General features: G+C 28.1%; 20 protein-coding genes and 1 tRNA gene. 9 read left to right on the top strand and 12 right to left on the bottom strand.

Features of this window, described 5'->3' with window-relative positions:
* Positions 1-135: 135 nt before the first annotated feature.
* Positions 136-768 (top strand): helix-turn-helix transcriptional regulator, encoded by a 633-nt coding sequence (locus RT575_RS11970; RefSeq protein ID WP_313581138.1) that lies wholly within the window; start codon positions 136-138, stop codon positions 766-768.
* 46 nt (positions 769-814) lie between these two features.
* Here the strand turns inward: RT575_RS11970 and deoC are convergent, their stop codons facing one another.
* From deoC to RT575_RS11985, 3 genes are read right to left on the bottom strand one after another with little or no spacing between them, the layout of a single operon-like run.
* On the bottom strand, positions 815-1558 hold the full coding sequence (gene deoC, locus RT575_RS11975; RefSeq protein WP_313384988.1) for a deoxyribose-phosphate aldolase: 744 nt from the start codon (positions 1556-1558) through the stop codon (positions 815-817).
* Positions 1559-1565: 7 nt separating this feature from the next.
* Positions 1566-2039, bottom strand: a complete 474-nt coding sequence (locus tag RT575_RS11980; RefSeq protein ID WP_313581140.1) for an Lrp/AsnC ligand binding domain-containing protein — start codon at positions 2037-2039, stop codon at positions 1566-1568.
* Positions 2040-2068: 29 nt separating this feature from the next.
* Positions 2069-3016 (bottom strand): endonuclease, encoded by a 948-nt coding sequence (locus tag RT575_RS11985; RefSeq protein ID WP_313581142.1) that lies wholly within the window; start codon positions 3014-3016, stop codon positions 2069-2071.
* Positions 3017-3351: 335 nt separating this feature from the next.
* On the opposite strand from RT575_RS11985, the gene RT575_RS11990 reads away from it, so the two are divergent.
* From RT575_RS11990 to RT575_RS12010, 5 genes are all read left to right on the top strand, one after another.
* On the top strand, positions 3352-5562 hold the full coding sequence (locus RT575_RS11990; protein WP_313581144.1) for an NADP-dependent isocitrate dehydrogenase: 2211 nt from the start codon (positions 3352-3354) through the stop codon (positions 5560-5562).
* Between the two features lie 529 nt (positions 5563-6091).
* A complete protein-coding gene (locus RT575_RS11995; protein WP_313581146.1) occupies positions 6092-6970 on the top strand; it encodes a bifunctional 5,10-methylenetetrahydrofolate dehydrogenase/5,10-methenyltetrahydrofolate cyclohydrolase in 879 nt (292 codons plus the stop codon).
* Positions 6971-6977: 7 nt separating this feature from the next.
* Positions 6978-7625 carry a 7-carboxy-7-deazaguanine synthase QueE gene (locus RT575_RS12000; protein ID WP_313581147.1) on the top strand — a complete coding sequence of 216 codons (648 nt, stop codon included), beginning with the start codon at positions 6978-6980 and terminating at the stop codon, positions 7623-7625.
* Positions 7626-7738: 113 nt separating this feature from the next.
* Positions 7739-8260: a plastocyanin/azurin family copper-binding protein gene (locus RT575_RS12005; RefSeq protein ID WP_313581149.1), complete on the top strand. Its 522-nt coding sequence runs from the start codon at positions 7739-7741 to the stop codon at positions 8258-8260.
* Between the two features lie 204 nt (positions 8261-8464).
* Positions 8465-9451, top strand: coding sequence for a TlpA disulfide reductase family protein (locus RT575_RS12010; RefSeq protein ID WP_313581151.1), 987 nt, complete (start codon positions 8465-8467; stop codon positions 9449-9451).
* 195 nt (positions 9452-9646) lie between these two features.
* Here RT575_RS12010 and RT575_RS12015 read toward each other — a convergent pair whose 3' ends face one another.
* The 4 genes from RT575_RS12015 to hisS form a co-directional block, all read right to left on the bottom strand.
* Entirely contained in the window at positions 9647-10195 is a 549-nt protein-coding gene (locus RT575_RS12015; RefSeq protein ID WP_313581153.1) for a hypothetical protein, read from the bottom strand.
* A 117-nt stretch (positions 10196-10312) separates the two neighbouring features.
* Entirely contained in the window at positions 10313-10543 is a 231-nt protein-coding gene (locus tag RT575_RS12020; RefSeq protein ID WP_313581155.1) for a hypothetical protein, read from the bottom strand.
* Between the two features lie 224 nt (positions 10544-10767).
* Positions 10768-11688, bottom strand: a complete 921-nt coding sequence (locus tag RT575_RS12025) for a PfkB family carbohydrate kinase (RefSeq protein ID WP_313581156.1) — start codon at positions 11686-11688, stop codon at positions 10768-10770.
* Positions 11689-11738: 50 nt separating this feature from the next.
* Entirely contained in the window at positions 11739-13109 is a 1371-nt protein-coding gene (gene hisS / locus RT575_RS12030; protein ID WP_313581158.1) for a histidine--tRNA ligase, read from the bottom strand.
* A 335-nt stretch (positions 13110-13444) separates the two neighbouring features.
* On the opposite strand from hisS, the gene RT575_RS12035 reads away from it, so the two are divergent.
* Positions 13445-14230 carry a universal stress protein gene (locus RT575_RS12035; RefSeq protein WP_313385006.1) on the top strand — a complete coding sequence of 262 codons (786 nt, stop codon included), beginning with the start codon at positions 13445-13447 and terminating at the stop codon, positions 14228-14230.
* Positions 14231-14250: 20 nt separating this feature from the next.
* Positions 14251-15495, top strand: coding sequence for a DUF445 domain-containing protein (locus RT575_RS12040; RefSeq protein ID WP_313581160.1), 1245 nt, complete (start codon positions 14251-14253; stop codon positions 15493-15495).
* 164 nt (positions 15496-15659) lie between these two features.
* On the opposite strand, the gene RT575_RS12045 is transcribed toward RT575_RS12040, so the two are convergent.
* The 5 genes from RT575_RS12045 to RT575_RS12065 all read right to left on the bottom strand — a co-directional run bounded on the left by RT575_RS12045 (position 15660) and on the right by RT575_RS12065 (position 19481).
* A complete protein-coding gene (locus RT575_RS12045) occupies positions 15660-16112 on the bottom strand; it encodes a copper resistance protein NlpE N-terminal domain-containing protein (RefSeq protein ID WP_313581162.1) in 453 nt (150 codons plus the stop codon).
* Between the two features lie 108 nt (positions 16113-16220).
* Positions 16221-16637, bottom strand: coding sequence for a nucleoside-diphosphate kinase (locus RT575_RS12050; RefSeq protein WP_313385010.1), 417 nt, complete (start codon positions 16635-16637; stop codon positions 16221-16223).
* Positions 16638-16872: 235 nt separating this feature from the next.
* Positions 16873-17988: a 5-methyltetrahydropteroyltriglutamate--homocysteine S-methyltransferase gene (locus RT575_RS12055; RefSeq protein ID WP_313581163.1), complete on the bottom strand. Its 1116-nt coding sequence runs from the start codon at positions 17986-17988 to the stop codon at positions 16873-16875.
* 615 nt (positions 17989-18603) lie between these two features.
* Positions 18604-18677, bottom strand: a tRNA-Asn gene (locus RT575_RS12060).
* A gap of 126 nt (positions 18678-18803) precedes the next feature.
* The gene (locus tag RT575_RS12065; RefSeq protein WP_313581164.1) at positions 18804-19481 is read right to left on the bottom strand and encodes a TIGR02117 family protein; all 678 of its coding nucleotides are present in this window, start codon (positions 19479-19481) and stop codon (positions 18804-18806) included.
* A 341-nt stretch (positions 19482-19822) separates the two neighbouring features.
* Here RT575_RS12065 and RT575_RS12070 point away from each other — a divergent pair, with 341 nt between their 5' ends.
* A complete protein-coding gene (locus RT575_RS12070) occupies positions 19823-22846 on the top strand; it encodes a SusC/RagA family TonB-linked outer membrane protein (protein ID WP_313581166.1) in 3024 nt (1007 codons plus the stop codon).
* Positions 22847-22852: the final 6 nt, after the last annotated feature.

A 22852-nucleotide genomic window follows, 5' to 3' on the forward strand; every position in this document is an offset into this window, starting at 1 on the left:
TCTGACTGTTAATCAGAGGGTCCTTGGTTCGAGCCCAAGAGGAGGAGCAAAAAAAGACAATCATTAGTTTGATTGTCTTTTTTTTATTTGTAATATCTGTACTATCTTAGTTTCAAAATTGTTTGATTCTAAAAAATGAAGATGGAAAGTACAATTAGTATCGTAATTGGAATAATTTTATTAATAATTGTTTTAAGTATAGTTTTTTATATTTTTTTAAAAAAAAAGAAAACTAATTTAATAGTTATAAATAATGAAGAATTAGATGCGTTAGATGATGTAAAAATAATTAAAGAAGAAAATAAGGTACTTCCTGTTGATAAAAAAAATATTGAAGAGCCTAAAAAACTTCTTAATGAAACTGTTCCTCAAGAGGAAGTTTATCCGACAATTAATATTTCATCTAAAACTGAAAAAGAAATTTTAAGAAAATTAGATTTTTTTGAAAAAAACAAAGGTTTTATAAAAAAGGATGTCAATCTAAACTCTCTTTCTAAACAATTTAATACTAACACAAAATATCTATCTGAAATAATAAAAATTCATAGAAATAAACAGTTTAATTCTTATTTAAATGAATTGAGAATTAGTTATATTACGAATAGATTATTGAATGAACCTAATTACATTAAAACAAAAATTACTTACTTAGCAAGTGATTGTGGTTATTCTTCTCATAGTACGTTTACAACTATATTTACACAGATTATGAATGAATCACCATCTGTTTATATTAAGAGAATAAAAAAAGATGTACATTCGAAATAAGTATTTCATAATATACATCTTTTATAAATTTTAAAGTAGAATTATATTAATAACCTTCTTTTGTTGTTTTACCTTTTATAATGGCTAAAGCAGAAGAAGTTCCAATTCTATGAACTCCTAAAGATATCATTTTTTCAGCTTCTTCTTTTGATTTTACACCACCAGAAGCTTTTACTGGTAGTGGACCTGCATTGTCTAGCATTAATTTGATAACATGCTCATTGGCTCCATTTGGTTCTCCATTCGGAGTGATATAAAAACCTGTAGAAGATTTAACAAATACTTTGGCAGCATTTTCTTCCCCTATTTTATCCAAAACAATATCTCTTATTAATTGTGTAATTTGAATAATTTGTTGGTCTGTTAAAGCTGCAGTTTCAATAATCCATTTAATTATTTTACCTTCACGTAAAACAATAGATGTTGCAGTCTCTACTTCTTCTTTAACAGTTTCTATATTTCCTTTTTTGAAAGCTTCGTAATTGATTACAAAATCTAATTCGTCTGCTCCATCTGCAATTGCTCTCTGAGCTTCTCTTAATTTTTCATTTAAATCAAAAGAACCTTCAGGAAACCCTATAACAGTACCTAAAATTACATCTGATTTCTTTGTATTTAATAATTCGCGTACAGATCGCACATAATCTGGACGAATCATTACAGCATAGATACTATTATCAATAGCCTCTTGAGCTAGCTCGTGTACCAAATCTAATGTATCTGAATTTGAAATACCTGCTTGTTCAGGTGTTTTAAGATACGTTGAATCTAAATATTTATTAATATTCATTTGTATATTAAAGTTTTATTTGTCTAACTATCGGTTGCTCTAAAGATATTATTGTTTCTGTTCGAGTGACTCCTTCAATTTGTTGAATTTTTTGATTTAAAACATTCATTAAATGTAAATTATCTCTACATAATATTTTTAAGAAAATACCATAATTCCCAGTTGTGAAATGAGCTTCTATAACTTCAGGGATTTCCTCTAAAGAATTTAGAACTAATTTATAAGATGATGGTTTGTTCATGAAAACACCAACAAAAGACATTGTAGAATATCCTAAAACATTAGGATTAACAATAACCTTCGTAGAATTGATTACACCAGAAGTTTCTAGTTTCTTAATACGTTGATGAACTGCAGTGTTGGAAATTCCTAAATCTCTTGCTAATTGAGATACAGGAATATTTGCATTTTCCATAAAGGCATTAAGAATCATCTTGTCAATTCCATCAATTTTTATTGGACCATTTTCCTGAGATCTCACTTTTCTAATAAATTATACCGAGTACAAATTTAATATTTTAAAATGGTATAAATGGGAAAATGATCACTATATCCACCGAAATATTTTCTACCAACATATGTTCTATATGGTAAACCATTTGATTTTCCGTTACTATTCTTCAAAAAGCTAGCATCAAAAATTTCTGTTTTTATATATTTTAACGTTGAATTTTGTTTTAAAAAATCATTTGAAAAAAGTTGTTGATCGAATAACATCCATTGTTTTTTAAAAACCAAAGAACCTCTTTTATATGACTGTATATATACCATAGGGTTATACAATTCTTTTCTGTTTACCTCTTCTTGTTTAGATCTTGTGTTTAATTCTTGAATTATATCATCTGTTGTAGGGGAATCATTAAAATCTCCCATAATGATAATTTTTTCAGAAAAATTTTCGGTTAGTATATTATTAATTCTTTTTCTCAGAGAATTTAAGATTGATTGTCTTTTAAATTGGTTGATTTCTTTATCAATTTTTGAAGGTAAGTGTAGGATAAAAAAATGTATCTGTTGATTAAATAACTTTCCTTTTACATATAATACATCTCTAGTATAAGTTTTTATATCATTTTGATCTTTAAAAACAAATCGAATTGGTTCACTTTCTTCAACTTTAAAATGTTCTTCACGATAAATTAACCCTACATTGATCTTGCGTTCATCTAAAGATTCGTAAATAAGTGTTTTATACTTTCCATGTTTCAAATAATCATTATTCACTAAATCTTCTAAAACATCATTATTTTCAATTTCTGCTAATCCAATCACGGAAGGAAGCTCATCAGTTTCAGTTTTTCCAATTTTTGATAAACAAAAAGCGATTTGGTTTACTTTTTTATCGTATCTACTTTCTTTCCATTTATTAAAATTGCTAGGTAGAAACGAATCTTCAGAATATTTTGAGTAAAAATTTTCTACATTATAAAAAACGATGGTTGTCAAATTTTGTTTCAAATTTTTTTTGCTAAAATAAGAAAGTTTATTTTTTTTTGATTTTAAATAACTTCAACATATTTTTTTTAATCAAGATTTAAATCAATTTAGAAATTATCAAATCAATAAATTATCGATTTGAACAATTTTATTTTAAAATATTATCAACTTGTATTTTTATCAAAATTTGTAAATACATATTGGTAAAATTAATGCAAATGATGTACTTGTGTCAGTGTTAAAGTCTATCAAATTTTATATATTTGTAAAGTTTGTAGTTACTGCAAATGATAAATGAAAAATTTATTTTTAATTGGTTATTCATGATGAATAATCTCAAAAAAATTTAAAGCATAATGTCAAAAATTCATTACACACTTACGGATGAAGCTCCGATGTTGGCAACACATTCTTTTTTGCCAATTGTACAAGGATTCACTAAAACAGCTGATATTACAATTGAAGTTCCAGATATTTCTTTAGCTGGACGTATTTTAGCAAACTTTCCTGAATTTTTAAAAGAAGATCAAAGAATTCCTGATGCTTTAGCAGAATTAGGGACATTAGCATCTACTCCAGAAGCTAATATTATAAAATTACCAAATATTTCAGCTTCTGCTCCTCAGTTAGATGCTGCAATTGCTGAATTACAAGCAAAAGGTTTTGCTGTACCAAACTATCCATCTGAACCAAAAACAGAGGAAGAAAAAGAAATTAAAGCTCGTTACGGAAAAGTTTTAGGTTCTGCAGTAAACCCAGTATTACGTGAAGGAAATTCGGATCGTCGTGCTCCAAAAGCTGTTAAAAATTATGCAAAAGCTAATCCTCACAAAATGGGTGCTTGGGCAAAAGACAGTAAAACTGAAGTTGCTTACATGACAAGTGGAGATTTCTACGGTACTGAAACTTCTACAACTTTAGAAAACGCAACTGAATATACAATCAAATTTTACGGAGATAACGGAGAAGAAAAAGTTCTTAAAACTGCTGCTCCATTAAAAGCTGGAGAAGTTATTGATTCTTCTGTAATGAATTTAAATTCATTAAAATCTTTTGTAAAAGAAGCTATTCAAGAAGCAAAAGATAAAAATGTATTATTGTCTGCTCACTTAAAAGCAACAATGATGAAAATATCTGATCCTATTATGTTTGGTGCTATTGTAGAAACTTTCTTCAAAGATGTTTTTGCTAAATATGCAGATACTTTCAAATCGTTAGATATTAATCCAAATAACGGTTTAGCTGGATTATTAGATAAAATTACAGGTCAACCTCAAGAAGCAGAAATCAAAGCTGCAATTGAAACTGCATTAGCAGAAGGACCACGTGTAGCAATGGTAAATTCTGACAAAGGAATTACGAACTTCCATGTACCATCAGACATTATCGTTGATGCTTCTATGGCTGCTTTAGTAAGAAACGGAGGAAAAATGTGGAACAAAGATGGTGCAGAAGAAGATACTGTAGCTATTATTCCAGATCGTTCTTACGCTGGTTTCTACGAAGCTGTTGTAAATGACATGAAAGAAAACGGAACATTAGATCCAACAACTATGGGTTCTGTACCAAACGTTGGTTTAATGGCTCAAAAAGCAGAAGAATATGGTTCTCACGACAAAACTTTCCAAGCTCCAGCAAACGGAACTATCAAAGTGGAAGATGCAAACGGGAATGTATTATTAGAGCAAAAAGTTGAAGCATCTGACATCTTCAGAATGTGTCAAACTAAAGATGCTCCTATTCAAGATTGGGTTAAATTAGCTGTAAACAGAGCTAGATTATCTGATACTCCTGCAATTTTCTGGTTAGACAAAGGAAGAGCTCACGATCAACAAATCATCAAAAAAGTAGAAAAATACTTACAAGATCACGATACAACAGGATTAGATATTCGTATTCTTGATGTAAAAGATGCAATGAAAGAAACATTAAGTCGTGCAAGAGAAGGTAAAGATACTATTTCTGTTTCTGGAAACGTTTTACGTGATTACTTAACAGATTTATTCCCAATTTTAGAATTAGGAACTTCAGCGAAAATGTTATCTATCGTTCCATTAATGAACGGAGGTGGATTATTCGAAACTGGTGCAGGAGGTTCAGCTCCAAAACATATCGAGCAATTTATCGAAGAAGGATACTTACGTTGGGATTCTTTAGGAGAATTCTTAGCATTACAAGCATCTTTAGAGCATTTATCTCAAACACAAGGAAACGCAAAAGCTCAAACTTTAGCAGATGCTTTAGACGAAGCTAATGCAAAATTCTTAGCAACAGATAAATCTCCAGGTCGTAAATTAGGAACAATCGATAACCGTGGTTCTCATTTCTACTTAGCAATGTACTGGGCAGAAGCATTAGCAAATCAAACAAAAGATGCTGATTTAGCTACTAAATTTGCTCCTGTTGCAAAAGCAATGCAAGAAAATGAAGCAAAAATTAACGAAGAGTTAATTGCTGCGCAAGGTCAACCTCAAGAAATTGGTGGTTACTACAAAACAGATTTTGCTAAAACAACTTCTGCAATGCGTCCATCTGCTACATTAAATGCAATTGTTGACGGAATATAAATAACCAATTATTTATAATATTTCAATCCCCGATTTATCGGGGATTTTTTGTTTTATTTTTTTGGCAACTAATATGGCTTTCCACTATATCTTTTGTTCGCTAAATCGCTCGCAAAAGGATGCCGTTGCAATCCATGTTGCAAGTTCAAAATATATATATTCAGGTGATTAATTTTCAGAATTATGTTTTTAGAAATAGCTTAAAACTTTTATATAACGAATTGCGTTAGGGATTGCAGTTAAAATCCTTTTTCCTCAGAAAAAGATTGTAACGAAAAGCCCGACCGAAGGGAACGCCCAACTTAAGGAAATTTAGAAGTACGAATTTTGAATTATGAAGTTAGGAGTACGAAACTAGAAATTAGAAACTAGAACTTGATAATTTTATAAACATAACAACATAATCACTGAAAAACTTTTGTACTGACGTTGAATAACGGTAAAAAATTAAAAGAAAAATTCTAAAATAACTTCTCGTAGCGTTTTTTCTAATTTGTATGTATCTTTGCACAAACAGAACAAAAAAACAATGCAAACTTTAAATGGTATTAAACTAGCAAAAGAAATCAAAGAAGAGATTAAAGAGTTAGTTGAAAGCTACAAGAATCAAGGACAAAGAGTGCCACATTTGGGTGCGATATTAGTAGGAAGTAACGGTGCTTCTCAAACTTATGTAGACAATAAAATAAAAGATTGTCAATTCGTAGGTTATGAATCATCAGAACTTCGCTTGCCAGATACTATTTCTCAAGAAGAATTAATTGCAGAAATAGAAAAATGGAATAATGATGATACATTAGATGGTTTCATCGTGCAATTGCCATTACCAAAGCATATCAATCAGGAGGCAGTTATTAACGCAATTGATCCTAACAAAGATGTTGATGGTTTTCACCCAATGAATTTTGGAAAAATGGCCTTGGAAATGGAAACTTTTTTACCAGCAACTCCATTTGGAATTATGGAAATGTTGGAAAGATATAAAATAGATACTGTTGGGAAACATACGGTAGTTATAGGACGTTCTCGTATTGTTGGTCGCCCTATGAGTATCTTGATGAGTAAAAATGGTAATCCTGGAAACAGTACGGTTACATTGACACACTCGAAAACAGAAAATTTAGAACAATTTACAAAAGAAGCTGATATTGTGATTACAGCATTAGGAGTTCCTGGTTTCTTGAAGGCAGACATGATAAAAGATGGTGCTGTTATTATAGATGTAGGAATTACTCGTGTAGATGATTCATCTAATCCAAGAGGATTTGTACTAGCTGGTGACGTAGATTTTGATAACGTGAAAGAAAAAGCATCTTGGATAACGCCTGTTCCTGGTGGAGTTGGGCCGATGACACGTGCTATGTTGTTAAAAAATACATTATTAGCATACGATAGAAGAAAAAAATAAAAATATTATGATACACATTGCATCTACAACTGCAGAAGAGCAAAGTTTACTAGAAAACGGAAAATTATTACCTGTTATGGAGCATTTCTATACCATTCAAGGGGAAGGAATGTACACAGGTGTTGCATCATATTTTATTCGTTTGGGTGGTTGCGATGTAGGTTGTCATTGGTGCGATGTAAAAGATAGTTGGGATGCTGAAAAGCATCCCTTAACAAATGTTGATGAGTTGGTTGAGCTTGCTACTTCGCAAGCAAAAACCATCATTATTACTGGTGGAGAGCCTTTGATGTGGGATTTGACTTACTTGACTAAAAAATTACACGAAAAAGGTGCTCGTATACACATAGAAACTTCTGGTGCTTACCCATTGAGTGGAGAAATTGATTGGGTATGTTTATCTCCTAAAAAAATGATGTTACCATTGGATGAGGTTTGTGAGGCTGCAAATGAATTGAAATGTATTATTTTTAATAATCATGATTTTAAATTTGCTGAAGAACAAGCTGCACGTGTTGGTGAAGATTGTACTCTTTTCCTACAAACTGAATGGAGTAAACGAGAAAAAAACCTTCCTTTGATTGTAGATTATGTAAAAGAAAATCCGAAATGGAGATATTCTTTACAGACACATAAATACCTTGATATTCCTTAGGAATTTATCAATTTAATAATAAAATATATCTGGCTAAAATCATAGGTATTCTTATTCATTCTAATTTTTTGAGTGATTCAAAATCATTATCTTTATGAAAATATAGATTGATTATGAAAAAACTATTTTTACTTAGTTGCACAGCTCTATTTATTATGAGTTGTGGAGAATCTAAAAAAGCAGACTCAACTCAACCCGAAATTGATTATAGCACAGCTACAGATAGTAACGAAGCTGAAGCTACACCAGCTGTTGCAACAAACAATCATATTGTTTTGAAAGCTGGGGATGATATGCGTTTCGATAAAACGGATTTTACTGTAAAAGCAGGTGAAGAAGTTACATTGATATTTATGAATTCTGGAGAGATGTCTAAAGAAGCAATGGGACATAATTTTGTATTATTAAAACCAGGTTCTGATGCATCTGCATTCGCTAGTGATGCAGTTTCTGCTAAAGCAACGGATTATATTCCTACAGACTTACAAAGTGAAATTATAGCTCATACCAAACTATTAGGTGGTAAAGAGAATGATCAAATAAAATTTACTTTAGAGCCAGGAACTTATGATTTTTTATGTTCTTTCCCGGGACATTTTGGTTCTATGAATGGAAAAATTACAGCTGTTAAATAAAATATTTGTAGATACTGAATGTATTTCCGAAATAATAAACCCTACATTTTGTAGGGTTTTTGTTTTGATTAAATTTGATTGTTAAAAAATAATAGTATATATTTAATTTATTTGCAAGTATTTATGAATATTAGATTTACTGTAATAACAATTATGTTATTCATTTCAACTTTTAAAGTTTACAGTCAAAATACAAATTTTTCTTTGAAATTAAATTTTGAAGAAAAATTTAAAGATGATTCTATATTAATAAGTATTCCTGATGGAAAAAATAACTTTCAGAGTCTTTTTGATATTTCTTTTAAAGAAAGTAAATATGTAAAAATACCTATACCTGAAATATCTATATTAAAGTTAAATAATGAAAATAAGATATTCGGGAACATTTCAAATCCTACACCATTAATAATTATTAAACCTAATACTGAGGTATCATATTTCGTGTCTAATATTTTTTTTGTAGAAGAAGGAAATCAAATTATTAATATTTATAGTAATAATAATTCTCTTACAGTAAAATCTTCAAATAAAAGTAATTTAGAATTTTTAGAACTTAGAAAAGTATTAAATAATAATTTTAATTTTGAATCAATAGAAAATTATATAAAGAAAAATCCTAATTCCTTTGTAGCTTTTTGGGAAATTGCTTTTGATTATAGTAAAAATGGTTATAATGGAACTTATAAAAGCTTGTTGAATTTATTTTCAAAAAAAGTAAAAGAATCTAATTCTTATCAGAAATTAATTGACCTTATTAAGATTGATGAAGAAACAAAAATAGGAAATTATTTTCCTACTATTAATTTAAAAGATATTACCTTAAGTAAGGATTCTTTTAAAGAAAATAAACTAACTCTTATTGATTATTGGTCTACAACTTGTGCTCCGTGTATAAAAAGATTTCCAGAGTTAGTTAATCTATATAGAAAGTTTAATAAAAGTGGTCTAAATATAATAAATATAGCAGATGAAAAAGGAGCTAAAAGACAAGACCTCGCGGTTAAAATCTTAAATGATAATAATATTATTTGGAAAAACTATTTTGATGAAAAAAACGAAATTCTGAATAAGTTAAATATTTATGGATATCCATATTTAATTTTAGTAAATAATAAAGGTGAAATAATTGAAAGAAGTTTTGGAAGTGATCATAAAAAGATAGAAAAATTTATTTTAGAATACTTAAAATAAATTTAATTTTTATTTATTGGTTACCATTATGCTTCTTGTATTCATTATGAGCTAGTCTTATTTATTAATTGAGAAATCCACTAATTTATAGATCTATGTTAATCAATCGATTAACAATTTTTTATATAAATTTTGTAAAGATTTTGTACTGAGTTTTTAACAAGTAAATATTCACTCAGTTAATATGAATAATAATTATTTTAATAAGTTTTTAAATTTATAATGATCTTTAATTAATTTGTCTTTGTGTTTTAAACTTGGAAGACCAATACTTTTTCTATTTGCATTTATTTTCACTGAATCCAAATATGTATCATCCATAAATAGGCGGTATTCACCAAAAATTAACTTATTATTATTTCTTGATTCATATCTATCAATCATTGAGGCGTATATCTCTGGAGGGCAGTCTCCACTTTTTACATATTTATATAAATTTTGTTTTAATAAAGGGTATTCTGTCGATTCAGCCATATGTAAAAATAAAGCGTTCATAACAATTTGATTATTTTTATCTTTTCCAAAGCCTATTTTATAAATAGAAGGATATCCATAATTTTCAAAAGTCCATTTTAATAGATTAGTATTTTTTTTATCTTGTTTAAGAACTTCATCCCAATCTGCATTTTTACCACTTCTATACATTTGATCCCTAATCATAGCATTAGAAAAAGAATCTAAAAGAATGTGATTCTTATTATTTTCCCATTTAAGTAATTGTTTTTTTATATCTATACTATCCATTTTATATTTATTAAAAATTGGGTAATATTGTTTTTCCAAACCAAACATAGAATAAGGAGCTATTAAATCAATTAATTTAATGAGACTTTTTTTCCCACCAAATTTTATATTATTCTTCTAAGATAGAACAATAAAAGTTTCATATTCTCTAAAATATTCAGTACTTTTTGGAGGATATTTCTTAAATAATTTTTTATATTTTTTTACAGCTAATATCGGTTGATTTGCAAACCTATATATACTATCTATCTCATTTACTTTATTATAATAATCAATGTAATTTAATTGAGATTTATTACATGCCAGTAAAATAAATAATGCAAATAAAAATGCAAATACAATTTTCATAGACTTATATATTTTAAAACTTTTATTCATATTATTTTATTTATTTTCATGTATTTATGATAGATATTAAAGATAATAATATAAATATCTCAATTGAAAATAATCAAGTAAAATTTTCTATATTTTTATAAATTTATTTGCAATAAATCAATTTTAATAAAACATAAAAAAACCGTAGTAAATAATATTACTACGGTTTATATATTTCTAAGAATTAATTATTCTTATAAATTAATTGAGAAATCCATTAATTCATGGAATTTTCTTAATCTATTGATTAATCCTTCTCTGTCTAAATTTTGTAAAGATTCTGTACCAAATTTTTCACAAGTAACAGATGCTAAAGCAGAACCATAAACAATAGCTCTTTTCATGTTATCAAAAGAAAAATCGTTTGTCTTTGCTAAGTATCCAGAAAAACCTCCAGCAAATGTATCTCCAGCTCCTGTAGGATCAAATACATCTTCTAATGGTAAAGCTGGTGCAAAGAAAACTTGATCATTTTGGAATAATAAAGCACCATGTTCACCTTTTTTGATGATTACAGTTTTTGGCCCAAAATTCATGATTTTTTTAGCAGCTTTTACTAAGCTATATTCTCCAGATAATTGACGAGCTTCTTCATCATTGATAGAAATTACATCAACATCTTTTATAACGTCCATTAATTCTGGTAAAGCACAATCCATCCAAAAGTTCATTGTGTCTAAAACAACTAATCCTGGACGTTTGTCTAATTGTGTTAAAACTCCTTTTTGTACTAATGGGTGTAAATTACCTAACATTAAAACATCTGGAGATTTACGATTTTGTGGTACAATAGGATTAAAAGTTTCTAAAACATTTAATTCTGTAACTAAAGTATCACGTGTATTTAAATCGTTGTGGTATTTTCCTTCCCAAAAGAATGTTTTCCCTTCTTTTACGATTTCTAAACCATCTAAATTAATTCCTTTAGAAGTTAATAAATCGATATATTCTTGTGGAAAATCTCCTCCTACTACAGAAACAATAGCTGTATCAACGCCTAATAAAGAAGACGCCATTCCGATATATGTAGCGGCACCTCCTAAGATTTTGTCTGTTTTCCCAAATGGAGACTCTAACTTATCAAAGGCAACTGTACCTACTGTTAATAAACTCATTTTATATATTCTAAATTAAATAGTTTGCAAATATATTGAACTTCTTTCAATTATAAGGCATTAGCCAAATCTGAAAATGCAATTTCTGTTTGTTCTCCAGAAATCATATCCTTCACTGTTGCTTTTTGCTCTTCAATTTCTTTTTCTCCTAAAAGAATTACTTTTTTAATTCCTTTTTTATCTGCATATCCCATTTGCTTTTTCATTTTAGCATCATCAGGATATACTTCTGTATTAATACCTTGTGAACGTAATTGTTTTACCAATTTCATAGCTTCTGTAGCTTCTTTGTCTCCAAAGTTGATAAATAAAGCTTGAATGTTTGTTGAATCTTCTAACGCAGGAAAAAGATTATTATCTTCTAAAACAAGATAAATACGATCTAATCCAAAAGAAATTCCAACACCAGAAATATCTTTTAATCCAAAGATTCCAGTTAAATCGTCATAACGACCACCTCCACCAATAGATGAAGAAAATTCTCCGATTTTAGCTTTTACTTCAAAAATAGCACCTGTGTAATAATCAAGTCCACGAGCCAAAGTAAGATTAAGAATTAAATCAGCTGATTGTAATCCTAATTTTTCTGTATTTTCAAAAACGAATTCTAATTCTTCGATTCCTTTTAATCCTGTTTCAGATGATTTTAGAATTTCTTTTAATTGAGAAAATTGTGTTTTATAATCTCCATTCATCGAAAATAAAGGAGATAAAATTTCTATAGCTTGTTCAGAAATACCTTTTCCTCGCATTTCTTCTTTTACAGCTTCTTCACCAATTTTATCTAATTTATCTAAGGCAACAGTAAAATCGATTAATTGTGCAGATATATCTGCAACCTCTGCTAATCCAGATAATATTTTACGGTTGTTGATGTGTATTTCTACAGGAGCGTTTAATTGTGTGAAAACAGAATCATATAATTGTACAAAATCTACTTCTTGCAATAAAGAATCAGAACCTACAACATCTGCATCACATTGAAAAAATTCACGGAAACGTCCTTTTTGTGGACGATCTGCTCTCCAAACGGGTTGAATTTGAAAACGTTTGAAAGGAAATGTTATTTCGTTTTGATGTTGTACAACGTAACGTGCAAAAGGAACAGTTAAATCGTAACGTAAAGCCTTTTCTGAAATTTTTGAAATTACTTTTTGGCTATTTTTTTCTGCCAATAATTGTTCATCAACTTTAGATAAATAATCTCCCGAGTTAAGAATTTTAAAAATTAAACGATCTCCTTCTTCCCCATATTTACCAGTTAAAGTAGATAAGTTTTCGAAAGATGGAGTTTCTATTGGAGAAAAACCAAATAACACAAACTGTTTTTTGATTGTGTTGATGATATATTGACGACGATTAACTTCTAAAGGAGAAAAATCTCTTGTTCCTTTAGGAATCGATGGTTTTTGAATTGCCATTTTGTAAAATTGTATTTTAAATATCAAAAGTTATTTTATAAAAATATTCCGTTGATATAGCTCGATTCGCAATGTAACTTCTCTTTGTGATTATTTGAAAAATGACTTGCTTGATGAATTTCGAGTTTAAAACCTCAACAACAATATTTAATATTGTACAAAAATAAGGCTTTTTAAACTTTTTATAATTTTAAATCTTTAATTTTTGAGTTGTTTTTATAGAGTTGTTAGTAAAAATGAAGTGTTTACAATAAACATCTATACAACGTTTATTTCTCTAAACTAAATATTAAATTGTAAATTTGAGTAAGACCATTTACTTAAAAACGATTATTATGACTAAAATCCTATTTCCAACAGATTTTTCTAAAACAGCAAATAATGCATTCTTATATGCGCTTCATTTAGCAAACGCTTTGAATTTTGAAATAAAATTAGTTTCAATTCATTCAAGTCTTACAAAACATCTTGAAATTATAGAGGAAAACTTTAATTCTCATATAGAAGGTTTAATTAAACTAGCAAAAGATAATGGATTAGAACATGTGAAAATAGAATCTAGTATGATTATTGGAGATTTATTATTAACTATTTTAGAAATTATAGATAGAAATGATATAGATTTTGTTGTGATGGGAACAAACGGGGAAAATAGTTTTGATAAGAAACTATTTGGCTCAAATACTGTGAATGTGATTAATAATTCTCCTGTTCCTGTTCTTGCTGTACCAAGTAATGTTCATTATAAAAAGGAAAGAAATTTTGCATATGCTACACTTTTTAATGAAAAAGAAAATCATGCTATCCAAGAAATGTTGAGATTTACAACAAGAAATGATACAACATTAAAAATTGTGCATGTCGAAAATAAATTATTAACCCAAGATATGCTAGCAACGAAAGAATATTGGGAAAATAATTATCAGGGTATTCAGATTCTAATAGAAAATAGTGAAGATGTAGAAACTGGATTAATAAACTTTTGTAGAAGAAATAAAATTGATGTTTTAGGAATTACACACAGAGAACTATCTTTCTTGAAAAGATTTTTTTCTACGAACCATAGTAATCAATTAATTCAGATAGGAGATATAGCAATAGTAGTTTTTAAGGAACCTTAATACGAAAAGAAAATTGAATAATGACTGAACAAGAAAAAAAGAAAAGTTTACAAAAACATAAAGCAATAGCTACAGGGTTATTTTTATTAATGGCTTGTATTTATTTCTTAATGGTTTATTTAGGTTTACATTCCAATAGAAAATGGATTGGTTATGTAGAGGCTTTTTCCGAAGCTGCAATGGTTGGTGCATTAGCAGATTGGTTTGCTGTAACAGCACTTTTTCGTTATCCTTTAGGACTTAAAATACCACATACTAATCTTATTGAAAATAGTAAAAATGCGATTGGTGATAATTTAGGACAATTTGTAACAGAAAATTTTTTAACTCCATCAACAATTCGTCCTTATATAGAAAAATTAGAAGTTGTAAAATATGCCTCTGATTGGTTGAATAAAACACAGAATCAAGAATTATTACAAAAAGAATTAATTCTATTTGTAAAAAAAATACTGAATGATTTAGATGATAAAACGGTTGTTGATTTTATGACAGTAAAAGGTTACGAAATTCTTCAACAATTCAATTTGTCTGAATTAGTTTCATCAGGATTAGAATATGTATTAGAAAAAGGGAAACATGACGATTTTTTAGAATATATAATCCCTAAAGTAAAAAACTACATTCAAGAAAGCGATATAATTATCAAAGATAAAATCAATGAAAAACATCCTGTTATTTCATTTTTTGCAGGAAAAAAAATATCTAAAGGAGTAATAGATGGAATAATAAGTTTTTTGGATGAAATAGAAACCGATAGAAATCATCCAATCCGTATTAATTTAGAAAATAAGATAAAGGAGAGTATTACTGATATTAAAAATTCGCCTGAATGGAAACAAAAATTAGAAGGAATTCGTGATGAATTTATTACAAAAGAAAAATTAATTGATTATGCTTCCGATTTTTGGAGTTCTATAAAACAAAATCTTAATGATAGTTTTGATAATCATAATTCAACATTACAAGTTTATGTACACAACAATATTTTGAAATTAAGGGATAACCTTAATAATAATCAGGAAATGATTGATAAAATAAACGGTTGGATTAGACATTTTATTTATCGAATGATTTTGAAAAATGTAAAAGAAGTTGAAGAATTGATTAGTGGGACAATTGATAAATGGGAAGGAAAAGAATTAAGTGAAAAATTGGAATTAGAAGTAGGTAAAGATTTACAATTTATTCGAATTAATGGGACATTAGTTGGAGGGTTAGTAGGTCTTGTTATTTATGCAATTACTCATTTGATTTTTCATTAAAATTAATCTATACTTAATGTTTTCTTAAACTAGAAACCAAAGAATAATTGTAGGTTTACAAAAGCATACTCCTCATGTGTTAATCAATTTATTTTTAAAAAAGAAAAAAAATACTTCTCTATTCGGGAAGTATTTTTATATGGTATAGTTTTATAAAAAGAATTTTATTGTTTTATCAAAACAAATTTAGCAGAATCTGCAGTTTCTATCTTTTCTCTATTTTTATTTAATTGAACTATTTTTCCTTTTTCTATAGAAAAACCGTTTGGAACGTTTGCAATCTCAGGTAGTACAATCGTATTACTGTCTTTTTCGTATTCAAAAACTCCAGTTGTTTTCAAAAATTCTTTATCAACTCCTACTCGTTTTGTCGAATAAACATACCCTTGATGAGGAAGTAATTCAACTTCCATTTCTACATCTTTACAATCTTTTTCGAAACAAGGAATTGTTCCCTTGTATTTTCCTTCGTAATTAATAGGTTCGTTTCCTGTTTCTAATTTTATCATTGTAGAGTCAACTACCTCTTGTTCATTTTTTACTTGTTCATTTTTATTTTCACAACTTATTACAGATAAGGAAAAAATTGCAAAGGATGCTAAAATTACTTTTTTCATTATTTAGAATTTGAATTAAAGGTAATGAAATTTTAAAGTAAAAAAAATCCTCTCAAAATTTTTGAGAGGATAAGTTATTTATTTAATATAGTTTTTTACAAAAACTAATTAGAATATTTCTTTTGCAGCAAAATGAAATGCAGCTTCAATAGCAGCGTTTTCATCAGAGTCAGAACCATGTACTGCATTTGCATCAATAGATTCAGCATATTTAGCACGGATTGTTCCTTCAGCAGCTTCAGCTGGGTTTGTAGCACCAATTAAAGTACGGAAATCAGCAACAGCATTATCTTTTTCTAAAACGGCAGCAACGATTGGTCCAGAAGTCATAAATTCAACTAAATCATTGAAAAAAGGACGTTCTTTGTGAATTGCATAAAATGCTTCAGCATCTTGTTTTGCTAATTGAGTCATTTTAGCTGCTTTGATTTTGAAACCAGCGTCTGTAATATCTTTTAAGATATCTCCGATGTGACCTTTTGCAACAGCATCAGGCTTAATCATTGTAAATGTAATGTTTGACATTTTATATAATTGTATTTATTACTAATAAATTCTACTATACAAAATTACGAAATTGAAATATATTATTTACTTATTCGATAAGCTATTTTATGAAACATAATATTATTCATAAAATAGCTTGTAAATCATTAATTTATAATATGATTTCGATAAAAAATAAATGACTTATATTAAATAATACAAGTCATTTATCTGAAATTAATAGTTATTTAGGTGTTTAGTAAACAATTTTAAATTAAGACCAAACTTCTTTCGCTATCTCTTGAATTAGTCGAATTTTTTTCCATTGATCTTCCTCTGTAAGAATATTTCCCTCTTCTGTAGATGCAAAACCACATTGTGGACTTAAACTTAATTGTTCTAAAGGAATGTATTGACTTGCTTCTTTAATTCTTTCTATAATAGATTCCTTGTTTTCTAAAGTAGCACTTTTACTAGTTACTAATCCTAAAACAACATTTTTATTAGCAGGTACATGTCTTAATGGCTCAAAGTTACCTGAACGATCATCATCAAATTCTAAATAAAAATTTCCTACATTTTCTTTTGCAAATAATGTAGAAGCTACAGGCTCATATCCTCCTGAAGTCGCCCATGTAGAATGGTAATTACCTCTACAAACATGAGTAGAAACTCTTAAATCTTCAGGTAAATCTTTTAATGCTTCGTTATTTAATTTTAAATAGATATCTTGTAATTCTTGAGGATCATAATTATCTCCAGCCATGTTTTTCCAAAAATTTTGGTCACATAACATTCCCCATGTACAATCATCTATTTTAATATCTCTACAACCCAATTCATATAGTTTTAAAATTGTATCTCTATACGCTTTAGATATATCTGTAAATAAATCTTCTCTATTTGGGTAAAATTGATTTACTTTTTCTTCGTTTGATTCACGAACTAACTCTGCGTAAAATTGAGCAGGAGCTGGAATACTTTGTCTTGCTTGTACTTTTCCATCAGTAATAGATTTTAAGAATGAAAAAGCTTTTAAATATGGATGGTTTTCAGAAAAAGATACTTTTCCAGTTAAACGAGCTGAATCGTTTCTTGTTTCTTCTCCATGAAATAAATAACCTCTTTCCATTAAATTGTGTTCAACGCCATTAAATCCCCAAAAGAAATCTAAATGCCAGTAACTTTGTCTAAATTCACCATCAGTTACAGCTTCTAATCCAACTTCAATTTGTTTTTCAACAATGTTTTTAATTTCTTCATTCTCTATTTTTTCTAATTCTTCTTTAGAAATTTCATTGTTTTCAAATTTAGTTCTTGCATTTCTTAATTTTTCTGGACGTAAAAAACTACCTACAGTATCTACTTTTAATTTTTGCGTTGTGCACATGTTTTATTAATTGTATTTTGTCTATACAAATTTAATAATTCAAAATATATTGTTGTAAAATTTTAAAAAATAAGATATTTAATCTTTTTTAAATTAATTATTTAGTTTTAATAACTTTTTATAATGCTAAAATTATCTCAATGAAGAATAATATTCTGAATACGATTATTGAAAAAAATGATTATAATAAAAAATTTAATATTAATTCCTAAATTATATTTGTTATCTTAATAATAAGATATATTGTGATTAAATGCCTTTTGGTTTGATAATTGTGATACAAAAAATACTATTACCTAGTTATGAAAAATAAAATCATTGGAATTATTGTTATAGCTTTTTCTTCTTTCTTTTGCGGAATACTTATTTCTATAATGTCTTACATGAATAAATCGCATGTTAATGCTTCGTATTTAGAAAATCCTATTTTTTCATCATGGTGGAAAATGGGTTTAATTTTCTTTATAATACAATTTTTTATTTTTAGTTGTTTTATTTTACTAAAAAATATAAGGCAAAAAGTTTGAAATATAATTGATTAATTGAAAAATGTAGAAAGAGTTGAATTTTAATAAATAAAAAAAGACAATCAAACTAATGATTGTCTTTTTTTTGCTCCTCCTCTTGGGCTCGAACCAAGGACCCTCTGATTAACAGTCAGATGCTCTAACCAACTGAGCTAAGGAGGAATTTGTTTCCTTTATTGTGATGCAAATATAAATGATTTTTTATTACTTCCAAATCTAAAACTTAAAAAAAATACTTTGATTTTATTATTTTATCATCAACTATTTGAAAATGAATAATAAAAAAAATTATCTGTAATGATAAAAAATCCCTTGTTGTGTAGCGGTCCATAAAGGAGCTTTTTGATTTGCGTGTTTTAATGCATTTGCTGCCCATGTATTGCATGTATAAAAAATACTATATGTTCCTTTTGCTTCATAAAAAGAATCATTTTCCCCATATAAAGCATCAGTTTTTATATATCTAACTTTATTATTAGAATCTAAATCAAAAGAATTTTTGATATAATTTACAAGTTGTTTATAATCTTCTTTAGATATTTTAATTTGCTTACAATTTTCCCCTAGATAAATATCATTATAAAAAGTTACATGCATTGCTGTTGATCCAATTCCAAATGCAGCATTAATTGCAGTTGATAATTTTAAATCACTCCATTCAGGAGTATTGAGATAAAATCCTTTGTCTCCCCACCCAAATGCGATATTGTCATAATGTTTTTTAGATTTTGTATCACTATAAGGAATAATTTTGGACCAATCCATAATATCTGTTTTTACAGGAACAATGATATCAGTATGCATTCCATTAGTTAGAATATATATATACATAGAGTCATCCAATTTTTTCCCTTTTTTATTATTTATACCAAAAAGAGGTAAAATAATAATAGCAAAGAGATAAATGATTACTAATGATATTATAGATACTACTACTCTAAATAGTATTAAAATAAATTTTCTCATGTTTATAAATAGGTTATTATTAAACAAAACTAAATTATTAATGAAATATAATAATATTTAAGATTTTTATTCAAATTTTATAGTTAACATAATTTTATGTTAACTTTTTTATAGATTATGTTTATGAAATTTTTATTGAAAAATAATATTTTTCTTAATTAGTATTATTGATTAATTTGTAATTAATTGTTTTTTTGTTATTAGTATTTTTTTTGAAGTATCAATAATTATTTTATTTAAATAATGTAAATTTAATATTTAACATTAAAAAAATTATTTAACATTTTTTTTTCTTAAAAAAAAGTTAGAGTTTTGTTTAAAATGTTATAAAAAAATAAACTATGAGGAGAAGATTAACATCTCTGAGCTTTTTAGCATTCCTAGGATTAGGAACTATTGCTTTTGCTCAAGTTACGGGAGTAGTTAACGATGCGAATAATTTCCCTGAGTCTGATGTAGAAGTTACTGTAAAAGGAACTAATAAAACTGCAATTACAGATGAAAATGGAAATTTCAACATTGATGCTAAAGTTGGGGATACTTTAGTTGTTAATGGAAAAGAATTTAAAGTTACGTCAACTAATTTAGGTGCTTTAAAATTTGGTACAGATGAAAATGTAGATTTAGATGAGGTAGTAGTTACAAGTATATTTGAAGCTCCTCAAAAAGCAGGTCAAACAATTGTAAAAGCAGATCAAATTAAAGATTTCAATCCTAGTTTATCTGTCGATCAAATGCTTGGAGGGAAAGTTTCAGGTTTAGTTTCTCAAGCACAAAATGGTGCACCTGGAAGTACTGCCAATGTTACAATCCGTGGAGCATTAGGATTAAACGGAGGAGTAAAATCTCCATTATATGTTGTTGACGGAACGTATATGACAGCTACGGATGTAAATAGTATAAACCCATCTGATATTGAAGATGTGAAAGTTTTGAAAGAAGCTTCTCAATTAGCTATTTACGGTGCTCGTGGAGCAAATGGAGTAGTAATAATTAAAACAAAGTCTGCTAAAAAAGGTGGTGTTGTAGTTTCTTATTCTGGAAGAATTGGAGTGACATCAATGATGGATTTACCTAACATTGAGTTAATGAATTCAAAAGAATTATTGGGCTATCAAAGAGAATTGTATGATTCAAATAATGCCTTAGGTTTAGCATGGTCTCCTACTCAAATTGAAACTCTATCTAAAACAAATACAAATTGGCAAGATGCAATTTATCGTAATGGTATAATTTCATCTAATTATTTTTCTATATCGAATAATCAAGGAGATTTAAGTCAAAATTTCAGTATTGGTCATGATAAAGATAATGGTGCTGTTAATTTTTATAAAGGTTTTGAAAGAATAACATCATCGTATAATTTTAATGGTAAAGCTTCAGAATCATTTAGATATGGAGGAAATGTGAATGGTGTTTATCAAACATTAGATTCTCCTAGAGATAGATTTAATGGACAATCACCTTTTAATGTTGCATTAATGGGGGCTCCTTATCGAAATATCTATACTCTTGATGCTAACGGTAATGTTCAATATGACGTAGATGGTTATCCTATATATAATCCAAACAATGGTGCTGGTTATCCTGTTTTAGATGAAATGCAAAAATCATACAATAGAACAAGACAATTTAAATTATATGGATCTGGATTCTTAGAATTAGATTTATTTAAAAATGTAACAGCAAGAACTACATTTGGTGCAACTTATGTTCGTTTACAACAAGAAATTTTTAGTAGATCAAATACTTATTTAGCAGGTATTTTAGGATCCCCAGCATCTAAAACAGACAATTCTAGAGATAATTTAAATTATAACTGGAGAAATGAAATTAATTATGTAAATAAATGGGATAAACATAATTTACGCGTTACAGCTGCATCTGAATATCAAAAAGATAATCGTTATAGAATTTTAATGTCTGGAAGAAATTTTCCAAATAATATATTGATGACACAAAATCTTGCTCAACAAATTGTTGGAGAAGGAAGCTCATATACAACTAGACAACAAATTGCTCGATTTGGTTACATTGGAGCATTATCTTACGATTATGATCGTAAATATATGTTAGATGTGTATGTTAGACGCGATGGAACTTCATTAGCAGGATGGGATAACATGTATGGAACTTTCTGGGGAGCTTCTCTTGGTTGGGATTTAGCTAGAGAAGAATTCCTTAAAGGTAATAAAATCATTAATAGTTTAGTTTTAAAAGGATCTTATGGAGAAGTAGGTGATGATTCTGCATTAGATATCTATTCTAATCTTAATTTAATGAAATTAGGTTTCTATAATTCTCAATTTGGAGCTACTCCTAGAGAAGACTTAAATGGAAATAGACTTTATGCTACTCCAAATACTAGTTGGGAAGTAAATAAAAAATTAAATTTAGGCGTTGATTTTGCATTACTGAAAAATACTATTTCAGGATCAGCAGCTTATTTTCAAGATAAACGATCAGACTTTTTATTTGATTTATTCTATTCGCCTACAGCAGGAGGTTATAAAACAACTTTAAATGCAGGACAATTAACAACTAATGGTTTTGAATTTGATTTGAATTATGATGTTTTAAAATCTAAAAACTTTGATTTATCCCTTTATGGAAATTTAACAACGTTAAAATATAAAGTTAATAGCATAAATGACGGTAAAAGTGAATTATTTGTTGATGGAGGATCTAACACTTTTATTCATAGAGTTGGAGACGCTCCGTATCAATTTTATGCTGTAAGATATGCAGGTGTTGACTCACAAACAGGAGATAATTTATACTATGATAAAGATGGGAATATAACAAATGTATATTCATCAGCTGATGCTGTTGCAACTGGAAAAACTCCTTTACCAAAAGTTTTTGGTGGTTTTGGATTAAATGCGAAAGTATATGGGTTTGATGTGAATGCTGATTTTACATATTCAGCAGGAGCGTATTCTTATAATAACGTATACGAATGGTTAGTAGATCCTACTATGAATACACAGAATAGAGATAAGTCAGCAAATAATTATTGGAGAAATCCAGGTGATAATTCTCGATTTGCAAAACCATCAGAAGATGGAATAATGGCTTCAACTCAATTCTTAGAGAAAAGTGATTATGTATTATTTAGAAGCTTATCTGTGGGATATACTTTTGGGCAAGATATCTTAAAATCTACACCTGTGAAATCTTTCCGTATTTATGCTCAGATTCAAAACTTAGGTTTATGGACTAAATACCATGGTAATCCAGTTCAAGGAACAGGGTCTTCAGAAACATCTGCAGTAACTGATGCTGGATATGTTTCAAATTCATTCTCTGGATTTGGATATCCTATGACAAGAACATATTCTATAGGAGTAAATGTTTCACTTTAATATTTA

The organism is Chishuiella sp., assembly GCF_032109125.1.
Lineage (GTDB): Bacteria > Bacteroidota > Bacteroidia > Flavobacteriales > Weeksellaceae > Empedobacter.

Coding starts and splice junctions, on each gene's coding strand:
- RT575_RS11970 (WP_313581138.1), top strand. CDS start 136: ATGAAGATGGAAAGTACAATTAGTATCGTAATTGGAATAATTTTATTA.
- deoC (WP_313384988.1), bottom strand. CDS start 1,558: ATGAATATTAATAAATATTTAGATTCAACGTATCTTAAAACACCTGAA.
- RT575_RS11990 (WP_313581144.1), top strand. CDS start 3,352: ATGTCAAAAATTCATTACACACTTACGGATGAAGCTCCGATGTTGGCA.
- RT575_RS11995 (WP_313581146.1), top strand. CDS start 6,092: ATGCAAACTTTAAATGGTATTAAACTAGCAAAAGAAATCAAAGAAGAG.
- RT575_RS12000 (WP_313581147.1), top strand. CDS start 6,978: ATGATACACATTGCATCTACAACTGCAGAAGAGCAAAGTTTACTAGAA.
- RT575_RS12005 (WP_313581149.1), top strand. CDS start 7,739: ATGAAAAAACTATTTTTACTTAGTTGCACAGCTCTATTTATTATGAGT.
- RT575_RS12015 (WP_313581153.1), bottom strand. CDS start 10,195: ATGGATAGTATAGATATAAAAAAACAATTACTTAAATGGGAAAATAAT.
- RT575_RS12020 (WP_313581155.1), bottom strand. CDS start 10,543: ATGAAAATTGTATTTGCATTTTTATTTGCATTATTTATTTTACTGGCA.
- RT575_RS12025 (WP_313581156.1), bottom strand. CDS start 11,688: ATGAGTTTATTAACAGTAGGTACAGTTGCCTTTGATAAGTTAGAGTCT.
- hisS (WP_313581158.1), bottom strand. CDS start 13,109: ATGGCAATTCAAAAACCATCGATTCCTAAAGGAACAAGAGATTTTTCT.
- RT575_RS12035 (WP_313385006.1), top strand. CDS start 13,445: ATGACTAAAATCCTATTTCCAACAGATTTTTCTAAAACAGCAAATAAT.
- RT575_RS12040 (WP_313581160.1), top strand. CDS start 14,251: ATGACTGAACAAGAAAAAAAGAAAAGTTTACAAAAACATAAAGCAATA.
- RT575_RS12045 (WP_313581162.1), bottom strand. CDS start 16,112: ATGAAAAAAGTAATTTTAGCATCCTTTGCAATTTTTTCCTTATCTGTA.
- RT575_RS12050 (WP_313385010.1), bottom strand. CDS start 16,637: ATGTCAAACATTACATTTACAATGATTAAGCCTGATGCTGTTGCAAAA.
- RT575_RS12055 (WP_313581163.1), bottom strand. CDS start 17,988: ATGTGCACAACGCAAAAATTAAAAGTAGATACTGTAGGTAGTTTTTTA.
- RT575_RS12065 (WP_313581164.1), bottom strand. CDS start 19,481: ATGAGAAAATTTATTTTAATACTATTTAGAGTAGTAGTATCTATAATA.
- RT575_RS12070 (WP_313581166.1), top strand. CDS start 19,823: ATGAGGAGAAGATTAACATCTCTGAGCTTTTTAGCATTCCTAGGATTA.